Genomic DNA, 2,100 nt, shown 5'->3' with positions numbered 1-2,100 from the left:
CCCCAGACCCCGAGGTATTTCAGGACCAGAGAAGCTAAGCCTGTTTGGGTAAGAACGCCTCGACGGCGGCTGTGGCGATGACGATTGTGTTGCCTGTGTCTGGATCGTGTACGTTCAATCCGCCATGGGTGGCGGTGATCGTCGCCGCGCCGCGCGGGAGGGCGGATTTGAGGGCATCGATGTCGAGCTTGTCAGGCTCCTGCACGCCAATTGTAACCTGCACGCGCATGTCGGTGTGGGGGATGCCACGCACCGCGAGCATGGGAATGGCAGAGTGGCGGATCGCATCCTCGATCGCGCGGGCGGCGGCCTTGGTGTAATCCATTCCGTATTGATCGTTGCCAGAGCCCATTTCGATGATGAAGCGTTGATCGCTCATGTGACGGGCTCCAGATCCAGGGACACGTTGATCGCAACCGTTGCGATGACGGTTGGATTACCATCGGGGCGCGGCACGTCGAGGCCGCCTTTGCGCGGCGTGATGGTGATCTGGCCGTAGGGGAAAATGTCCTTGAGCGCCTCCGTGTCGAGCTGATCGGGCTGCTGCACGCCCACGTCGACATCAATCAACATCGCGTCTTTGTCTTTGCCGAAGAGTTCCGCAAGATTGATCGAATTGTGCCAAAGCGCATCCTGCAGAGCGCGCCGCGCGGCCTGAGTGTAGTCTTGGCGGCGCAGGCTGGCCCCTTGGCCGAATTCAACAAGCAGTCGTTGTTTCATAGTATCGTCCCCGATCAAAGCCAGCCGCGCCAGCGGAAGGCCAAATACAATGCGGCACCGATGACGACGGAGAGCAATGTTAACAGTGTGAAAGCCCAGACAGCTTCGGTCCCCGGCATGCCCGCTACGTTAACCCCAAACAGGCCCGTCAAAAAACCGAGCGGCAAGAAAATCGCGGCCATCACCGAAAGAACATAGCCGTTGCGCCCAAGCTTCATCGCCATCTGCGCATCTAGATGCTCCTGGATCGCGGCAAGTCTTTCGCGTGAGGCATCAAGCGCTTCGACTGTGCGCGCGGTTCGATTGGCGATTTCGCGGATGTGATCGGATTGGGACGCAGGAATAACAGTGACGTCCGCTGCCAAAGCCTCTAGCGCATCGCGCTGGGGCCCGATGAAGCGGCGCAGCTTTATCAGGACCTGACGCACTTCCAGACATTCACGCGACATGCTGTGATCCGACATGAGCGAGCGTTCTTCGAGCAGATCGACCTTGTCCTCGAACTCAAGCGAAACGGCCTCGATACGATACGCGAGCCCTTCGTTTAAGGCTGCCAGAAATGCACCAGTCGTTGTTGGCGCGATCCCGCGTTCCGCATCTGCCCGCAGCGCATCCAGCGCCATGAGGCGGCGTTTGCGCACCGAAATGATCTGCTCCTTGGTCACCCAAAGACGCAAGGACACCATGTCTTCCGGCTCTGCCCCGGTATTGAGGTTGACGCCGCGCAGGGTAACAATCAGCCCCTCGCCAATGCGATCAACGCGCGGGCGCGTTTCTGCCGCAAGCAGGGCTTTGGCAACCAGCGGGTCCACTTGCGTTAATAGCCAATCGGGCAAATCCGGGTCTGCGAGATCAAAGTGCTGCCAACGCCAGCCGCCCTTTGGGGTGACCTCTGTGATCGCCTGTGCCGTGCCCTCGGGCGACACGGTATATGCGGCGATTGGGGTGGGGGCTGGCATGCTTGCGTCCTTGTCTCTCTGCGAGGTTGCGGGCATCTTGGCCAAATAGCGATTGAGGGCAAGTGATTTGGAAAAGCGGTATCAGGTTTTTATCAGTTCGACGTTTCAGGATTTGCAAGGCGCGCGCCAAGAAGTGTCACAAGCCCTCCTGCGCGCCGATTGCTTTCCCGCTGGGATGGAGCTGTGTCCAGCCGCGGATGAAGAGCAGTTCGAGTTCATCAAGACGGTGATTGATCAGTCGGATTACTACATCCTGATTTCTGCAGGGCGCTATGGCTCGATCCATCCAAAGACGGGGTTGAGCTATACAGAGATGGAGTATGATTATGCGGTGGAGACGGAGAAGCCTGTTATTCGGTTGCTGCATAAGGACCCGTTCAATGAGTTGAAGGGGGAGTCTATTGAACAGACGGATCTGGGA

Annotated in this window: 4 protein-coding genes; 1 reads left to right on the top strand and 3 read right to left on the bottom strand. The window is 58.4% G+C overall.

Annotation, left to right across the window (positions count from 1 at the left end; all coding sequences use genetic code 11):
* Nucleotides 1-34 precede the first annotated feature (34 nt).
* Genes WBC85_RS14990 through WBC85_RS14980 form a run of 3 tightly spaced genes read right to left on the bottom strand, consistent with a single transcriptional unit; the run spans nt 35 to nt 1,679 of the window.
* Nucleotides 35-379 carry a Lin0512 family protein gene (locus tag WBC85_RS14990; RefSeq protein WP_424438994.1) on the bottom strand — a complete coding sequence of 115 codons (345 nt, stop codon included), beginning with the start codon at nt 377-379 and terminating at the stop codon, nt 35-37.
* The gene (locus WBC85_RS14985; protein WP_424438991.1) at nt 376-720 is read right to left on the bottom strand and encodes a Lin0512 family protein; all 345 of its coding nucleotides are present in this window, start codon (nt 718-720) and stop codon (nt 376-378) included. Before WBC85_RS14985 ends, WBC85_RS14990 begins: the two co-directional genes overlap by 4 nt.
* 14 nt (nt 721-734) lie before the next feature.
* Nucleotides 735-1,679 carry a zinc transporter ZntB gene (locus WBC85_RS14980; protein WP_424438988.1) on the bottom strand — a complete coding sequence of 315 codons (945 nt, stop codon included), beginning with the start codon at nt 1,677-1,679 and terminating at the stop codon, nt 735-737.
* A gap of 67 nt (nt 1,680-1,746) precedes the next feature.
* On the opposite strand from WBC85_RS14980, the gene WBC85_RS14975 reads away from it, so the two are divergent.
* On the top strand, nt 1,747-2,100 hold a 354-nt coding region (locus tag WBC85_RS14975; protein ID WP_424438985.1), incomplete at its 3' end, for a DUF4062 domain-containing protein.

The sequence above is a fragment of the Planktotalea sp. genome, assembly GCF_049680325.1.
In the GTDB taxonomy this organism is placed as follows: Bacteria; Pseudomonadota; Alphaproteobacteria; order Rhodobacterales; family Rhodobacteraceae; genus Planktotalea.
This window is presented reverse-complemented; position numbering and strand designations above follow the sequence as displayed.